The organism is Loigolactobacillus backii (assembly GCF_003946275.1).
Taxonomy (GTDB): Bacteria; Bacillota; Bacilli; order Lactobacillales; family Lactobacillaceae; genus Loigolactobacillus; species Loigolactobacillus backii.
Map to the genome: position 1 here is coordinate 1 of NZ_RHNQ01000093.1, position 5,963 is coordinate 5,963.

Consider the following 5,963-nt stretch of genomic DNA (forward strand, 5'->3'; position numbering starts at 1 on the left):
CTTATGTCATTAAGTAATGACACGGTTCTAACCCTTTAATTATACAGTATCAAAAAAGAGGCCACAACTGTTAAGTTACGGCACTATGTAGCCAGTTCCTCAAACCAAAGCCCCGCAGGCACCATGTGCCGAGGAATTTCCTATGATTTAGGAAAAAAACAATTCTTTAAAGGAATTGATGCGAGTTATTATTACGAGGGCTATTACGAAATTAAAACAGAAGATCTATAAACACGTATAAACACGATTTAAAGAAACAGACTGCTCAATATAAAACTTGAGCAGTCTGTCTCTTTTTTTTTGGATGATTTTGACCTTTGATTTTAAATTTTTGAAAAAAATAAAAAAAGGCGAAGCCTATATTACATTTATCTTATATATTTTAATCTTTTGTTCTTTTGCGTGAAAAAAAAGCCAGTGTTTCCAGTCGTATGCAGAATTAAACAGTCAGAAAAAACTGTTTATACAGTCAGGAAAAACTGTTTATACAGTCAGGAAAAACTGTTTATACAGTCAGAAAAAATTGAACAACTGACTGTATTTTGATAGAATAAAAGCATAGAGAAATACCCGACTAAAAGTCTTTCTCTATGCCTACTTAAAATCACTCACAAAGGAGTATTTCCATGTCTAGTATAGCAAAAAATGAACACAATAAGAAGCAGGTGCAAGTCTTGAATGAATTATCAAAACGAAAAGTAGTGGAACATAATTCTTTAATTACAAGCATTGCCAAAATGGATAAAACCCCACTCAAAATGTTTGAGTTAGCGGTATCGTACATTAATACCGAAGAACCGCCTAAAGATCATACAGTCTATCTCTCAAAAGAAGAACTTTTTGCGTTTTTTAAAGTTTCTGATAATGACAAACATAGTCGTTTCAAGCAGGCAGTTGAGAATATGCAGAAACAAGCTTTTTTCAAAATTAAAGAAAAAAAAGAACATGGGTTTGAGTTTGAAAATATCGTCCCTATTCCCTATGTAAAGTGGACCGATTATCATGATGAAGTTACTATTCGATTTAGTCCTGAAATCATGCCTTATTTAATCAATCTTAAAAAGAATTTCACGCAACATGCTTTGTCAGACCTTGCAGAACTCAATAGCAAGTACAGCCTTATTTTGTATCGTTGGTTGTCTATGCAATACAACCAGTACGAGCATTACAGCGTGAAAGGCGGACGGAGAGCCAAACAAGTGGAAAGCTACCGCAATCCCTCAATCACAGTCAAAGAATTACGGCTGATGACTGATACTGTCAAGGAGTACCAACATTTCCCTCATTTTGAGAATTGGATATTAAAAAAACCATTGGAAGAAATTACTAAGCATACGTCTTTTAACGTGACTTATGACAAAATCAAAAAAGGACGTTCGATTGATTCTATTGTTTTTCATATTGAGAAGAAACGCCGAGCAGACGATAACAGCTATAAGTTAGAAGATAAAGATTATCAATCCGACAAAGAGGAAAAATCAAGAAATGAAGCTGACTTATTAAAACAGGCAATGGAAAGTAAGTACACACGATTATTGATTGAAAACTTTCTCTTATCCCCTCTTGAAATGACGGACACGGCACTTATGGCAGGTTTGCAAAAGAACGTATATCCGTTGTATGACGAGTTAAAGGAATTAAGAGGATTGAATGGGGTCAAAGACCATTTAAGCTATGTAGCCAGCAAACAAGAAGCTTATTCAAAACGCAATGTAGCCAAGTACCTTAAAAAAGCCATTGAACAATACCTGCCAACTGTAAAATTACAAGACCTTGAACAACCAGAACGTGCAAGTGTTCGAGGTAAAGGATAAATCCATGAGTGAGAACTTAAAGACGATAAAAGAACTTGCAGATGAGTTAGGAGTTAGCAAGAATAAAATTCATTATCAAGTTTCTAAAATATCAAGCGAATATGTAGTTAGAAATAATAGTATGAAGCTATTAACCGCTGAAGCGGTTAAACAAATCAAAGATCAAAAAAGGATAGAAGAACAAGAAAAACCAAGAAAATGGTGGGGACTATGGCGAAAATAGATGATTCAGTTAAAAAGAAAGTTCCAGAATTAAGGTTTCCGGGATTTACGGATGATTGGGAAGATCGTAAGTTGGGAGATTTATCTCAAGATACTATTGGTGGAGGAACTCCGAAGACATCAGTAACAGAATACTGGAATGGGGAAATACCTTGGATTCAAAGTAGCAATCTTGCTAATGATAAATTATATGGTGTATTACCTAAAAAATTTATTACTGAAGATGCTGTTAAAAATTCAGCTACTAAACTTATACCTGCGAATTCAATAGCGATAGTTACTAGAGTAGGCGTTGGTAAATTAGCCTTTATGCCTTATGAATTTGCTTCAAGTCAAGATTTTTTATCATTATCAAATCTTCAAGTTGATTGTAATTTTGGAATGTACTCAATTTATAAAATGTTACAAAGAGAACTGAATAATATCCAAGGTACATCTATAAAAGGAATTACCAAAGCAGACTTATTGGATAAAGAAACTTTTGTTCCGATAAAAGTTGAAGAACAACAAAAAATAGGTTCATTCTTCAAACAGTTAGATGACACTGTCGTTCTTCATCAACGTAAGTTAGATTTGTTGAAAGAACAGAAAAAAGGCTTTTTACAAAAGATGTTTGTTTAGGGTCTATAAATTAAAAAAAATAACCCCTCAAAAACATTGAAAGAATAGCCCCCAATATCTATAATGTAGATATTGGGGGCTATTTTAATTTATTTTTTTATAAGTGCCCCTAAACTATAGCTATTGATTCAAGATTTCATGGGAGCCAGTTGCAACCAATAACAAAATCAATTCATCATGATCTAGCTGATAAATAACAATCCAGTTGTCATAATTTTTACCATAGTTTCCATATCTGGCAGGGTGAAATTCACGATAGCCACGCCAATTTCCTTTTAATGCATGATCTTTAATCTGTTTCAAAACAAGTACATCTTGTTCAACAATTGCTTCTAAACAAGGCTTCAAGACAGTTATTGGGAAATGTTTTTTGACTAGTTTTTTTAATTCACGTTCAAAAGATTTGGCCTGTTTAATTTGCATCTAACTTATCGATCCAATCTTCAAAGTCAGTCAATGAACCAATGTTTTTGACCTGCCCTGTTTCTGCTTCTTTTTTAGCGGCTAAGGCTTCCGGAGAATCTAAAAAGCTGACTAATCGAACTTCATTATTGGCCGCTTTAACTAACGATAAGCGTATATACTCAGAAACGGTTAGCCCTTGTTTTGCTAGATTAGCTTTAGCCCGTTCACTAATGTCAGGTGTTACACGAGTTGAAATTGTCTTGTTTTTAATAATAGTATTACTCATACTAATCCGCCTCCTTTAAGTTTACCATCGTACTACATTATAATATTCGATTTTTAAGTTTTCTGCAACTAAATTAATTTTAAAGTAAAGGAACTAACAGCTTATGCAACAAGTTGTCTTACCCATCAAAGATCTGGCTTTTTAAAATCGTATCTTGTTTATCATGACGACTTATCTGATAGTGTTTCCAATGATAATACGTACTTTTAGAAAGCCCTAAGGCTTTCAAGATTATCCAGAGGCGGTGTTTACATAATTGTTCGTTGATAAAGTCTATGGCTTTAACTTTGCCTAATGCCTTCCCAGTAACACCGCCGCTGCTTTTAAAATTTCATTTTCTTCTTTTAACTGCTGGTTTTCTTTCTGTAGTTGCTTGAAGGCTTCAACACTCGTTACGCCACCGTCAGGTAGTTCAACTAATTTGGCCCGCTTGATCCAATGACTGATGGTGGTTGGATGAACCCCATATTCATTGGCTAAGGATTTCTTTGAACGATTTTCATTGTGATAAAGCTTAACGATGTTGTTTTTAAATTCATCTGAATAATATTTCATAAAAAAACTCCTATTCTGATTTTTATCATTATGACACAAAATCTAATGAATTTGGTACCAAATTTCAGTATAGGAGCAGACTCGTCTTTTTTGATGCAAAGTTGAAAACAAATCGTTGTTCAAAATCATGAACTTGAAGTAGACTTAAGTTATTATTGAGTTAGGAGATTCATATCATGACAACAAACAATGATCATTACAATGAAGCTGAATTACTTGCCAGCTATTTTTCCGAAACTGCAAATAACTCAGAACTATTACAGCAAAAGTTAACTGATGTTCAACAAATCGAACAAGCACTGCAAACTTTAATGGCTCTCTGTGGTCAAGACGACAATAATCCCGATTTAGATAAAACGCCCTTTCGTGTGGTAAAAGCCTTTCTTGAATACACCAGTGGTTACCGCGAAGATCCTACTGCCCATCTAGAAAAAGTCTTTGATATTCAACAAAATGATCCTATTATTGTAAAAGATATCGAATTTTATTCGATGTGCGAACATCATTTTGCACCCTTCTTTGGCGTAGCTCACGTTGCATATCTTCCTGATCAAAAAGTCACCGGACTTTCCAAAATTGCACGGGTCGTTGAAGGTTACGCGCGGCGTTTCCAAGTTCAAGAGCGCTTAACGAATCAAATTGCCGATGCAATTGATACCGTCTTGCAGCCTAAAGGGGTTATGGTAGCTATTGAAGCGAAGCATTTATGTGTTTCAAGTCGCGGCGCTAAAAAAGAACAAGCGCAAACTTTCACGCTGGCTAGTCGTGGTGCTTACATTAAAGATAGCCAATTGCGGTCAGAATTTATGACTGCTATTAAGTGAGGTCACTAATGAGTAAAAGAGTCGCTTTTATTACAGGGAGTACTACGGGACTGGGCGTGCAAATGGCCCATAAACTTGCTCAAGCAGGCTATCAATTAGCCTTAAATTACCGACACAGTCAAACAGCTGCGTTACAATTACAACAAGATTTGGCACAATGCTATCAAGTCAATGCTCGCCTTTACCAAGGCGATGTAAGCCAACAAGCTGACGTGGTACGAATGATTGAACAAATTAAACTTGATTTTGGTCACTTAGATATTTTAATTCTTAACGCTGGTCCCTTTATTCACGATAAATTAAAACTCGTCGACCATACCCCAGCCCAGTGGCATGACATGATGAGTGCTAACCTTGATAGTTTTTTCTATTTAGTTAAGGCAACGGTACCTATGATGGAAAAACAAAATTGGGGCCGCATTATTGCGCTAGGCTTTGACCAAATTGACCAAGTCTCGGGTTGGCAATATCGTGGTGCTTATGCCGCCGCTAAAACTGGTGTGGCCGCGGCGATTAGAACTTTAGCGCTTGAAGAAAAAGACTATCAAATTACTGCAAATATGGTCTGCCCCGGTGATATTAAAGCTGATCTTAAAGAAGCTGACATTGAACAAGCCCAGAAACTTGCACCTAATCAGACTAAACGAAAAGCTGCTGGTGAAGATGTTGCTCGCGTTATTGCCTTTTTATGTGCAGAAGATTCAGACTATTTAACCGGCAACATCATTAACTTAGCTGGCGGCGAAAATATTATTCATCGTCATGACTAAAATTTAAACTACTAGTAACAACTAAATATGGTATAAAATTAGCCTTCCGAAAATCACTCAATATTTTCGGAAGGCTATTTCTATTCTTGATAAATTTTAAATAGCCACACTTTGACCGACGCCGCCAGCAAATATAACCAGTTATTGAACACCATGGTGTCTTAACATGTCTTTCAGTTCCGGGAAGCCCAATTCGAAATGCGCCACTTCATGTGCATCAGAACCTAAAGTGAATTTAGTGCCACCAAGTGACTGCCATAACTCAATCGCATATTCATATAGCCTAAATTATGACGCAAAACAATACTTTTAGCATTCACTTCCAGTGTCAAATCATGTGCAATCGCATTGCGAAACACTTGCACCAGCATTGGTTCTGCTAACCGTTGGAGACTGTAAAATAGTTTGTGTAAGGATGAATGATTCCTTAAATTAATTTTCAAAAACATTAGAAAAAGGAGTTCCT

General features: G+C 35.8%; 9 protein-coding genes and 1 pseudogene. 6 read left to right on the forward strand and 4 right to left on the reverse strand.

Annotation, left to right across the window (positions count from 1 at the left end):
- Positions 1-141: 141 nt before the first annotated feature.
- From EKM61_RS12340 to EKM61_RS11105, 4 genes and pseudogenes are all read left to right on the forward strand, one after another.
- Positions 142-231, forward strand: a pseudogene (locus EKM61_RS12340) (protein adenylyltransferase Fic); the annotation flags it as partial.
- A gap of 395 nt (positions 232-626) precedes the next feature.
- Positions 627-1,814: a RepB family plasmid replication initiator protein gene (locus EKM61_RS11095; protein WP_068226393.1), complete on the forward strand. Its 1,188-nt coding sequence runs from the start codon at positions 627-629 to the stop codon at positions 1,812-1,814.
- Positions 1,815-1,818: 4 nt separating this feature from the next.
- Complete coding sequence (locus EKM61_RS11100; protein ID WP_068226394.1) at positions 1,819-2,037, forward strand: hypothetical protein; 219 nt, start codon at positions 1,819-1,821, stop codon at positions 2,035-2,037.
- Positions 2,025-2,657: a restriction endonuclease subunit S gene (locus EKM61_RS11105; RefSeq protein ID WP_206602489.1), complete on the forward strand. Its 633-nt coding sequence runs from the start codon at positions 2,025-2,027 to the stop codon at positions 2,655-2,657. Before EKM61_RS11100 ends, EKM61_RS11105 begins: the two co-directional genes overlap by 13 nt.
- A gap of 120 nt (positions 2,658-2,777) precedes the next feature.
- Here the strand turns inward: EKM61_RS11105 and EKM61_RS11110 are convergent, their stop codons facing one another.
- From EKM61_RS11110 to EKM61_RS11120, 3 genes are all read right to left on the reverse strand, one after another.
- Positions 2,778-3,080: a type II toxin-antitoxin system YafQ family toxin gene (locus EKM61_RS11110; protein ID WP_050340497.1), complete on the reverse strand. Its 303-nt coding sequence runs from the start codon at positions 3,078-3,080 to the stop codon at positions 2,778-2,780.
- Positions 3,070-3,348: a plasmid mobilization protein gene (locus EKM61_RS11115; RefSeq protein WP_003625288.1), complete on the reverse strand. Its 279-nt coding sequence runs from the start codon at positions 3,346-3,348 to the stop codon at positions 3,070-3,072. The genes EKM61_RS11110 and EKM61_RS11115 overlap by 11 nt, the downstream gene beginning before the upstream one ends.
- Before the next feature lie 291 nt (positions 3,349-3,639).
- A complete protein-coding gene (locus EKM61_RS11120; RefSeq protein WP_002823325.1) occupies positions 3,640-3,903 on the reverse strand; it encodes a transposase in 264 nt (87 codons plus the stop codon).
- A 176-nt stretch (positions 3,904-4,079) separates the two neighbouring features.
- Between EKM61_RS11120 and folE the strand changes: the two genes are divergently transcribed.
- Positions 4,080-4,727 (forward strand): GTP cyclohydrolase I FolE, encoded by a 648-nt coding sequence (gene folE, locus EKM61_RS11125; RefSeq protein ID WP_068226428.1) that lies wholly within the window; start codon positions 4,080-4,082, stop codon positions 4,725-4,727.
- Between the two features lie 8 nt (positions 4,728-4,735).
- Positions 4,736-5,497 carry an SDR family oxidoreductase gene (locus EKM61_RS11130; protein WP_024047499.1) on the forward strand — a complete coding sequence of 254 codons (762 nt, stop codon included), beginning with the start codon at positions 4,736-4,738 and terminating at the stop codon, positions 5,495-5,497.
- Between the two features lie 224 nt (positions 5,498-5,721).
- Here EKM61_RS11130 and EKM61_RS12245 read toward each other — a convergent pair.
- The coding region (locus tag EKM61_RS12245) for a hypothetical protein (protein ID WP_225417802.1) at positions 5,722-5,963 on the reverse strand (242 nt) is incomplete at its 5' end.

Coding starts and splice junctions, on each gene's coding strand:
- EKM61_RS11095 (WP_068226393.1), top strand. CDS start 627: ATGTCTAGTATAGCAAAAAATGAACACAATAAGAAGCAGGTGCAAGTC.
- EKM61_RS11100 (WP_068226394.1), top strand. CDS start 1,819: ATGAGTGAGAACTTAAAGACGATAAAAGAACTTGCAGATGAGTTAGGA.
- EKM61_RS11105 (WP_206602489.1), top strand. CDS start 2,025: ATGGCGAAAATAGATGATTCAGTTAAAAAGAAAGTTCCAGAATTAAGG.
- EKM61_RS11110 (WP_050340497.1), bottom strand. CDS start 3,080: ATGCAAATTAAACAGGCCAAATCTTTTGAACGTGAATTAAAAAAACTA.
- EKM61_RS11115 (WP_003625288.1), bottom strand. CDS start 3,348: ATGAGTAATACTATTATTAAAAACAAGACAATTTCAACTCGTGTAACA.
- EKM61_RS11120 (WP_002823325.1), bottom strand. CDS start 3,903: ATGAAATATTATTCAGATGAATTTAAAAACAACATCGTTAAGCTTTAT.
- folE (WP_068226428.1), top strand. CDS start 4,080: ATGACAACAAACAATGATCATTACAATGAAGCTGAATTACTTGCCAGC.
- EKM61_RS11130 (WP_024047499.1), top strand. CDS start 4,736: ATGAGTAAAAGAGTCGCTTTTATTACAGGGAGTACTACGGGACTGGGC.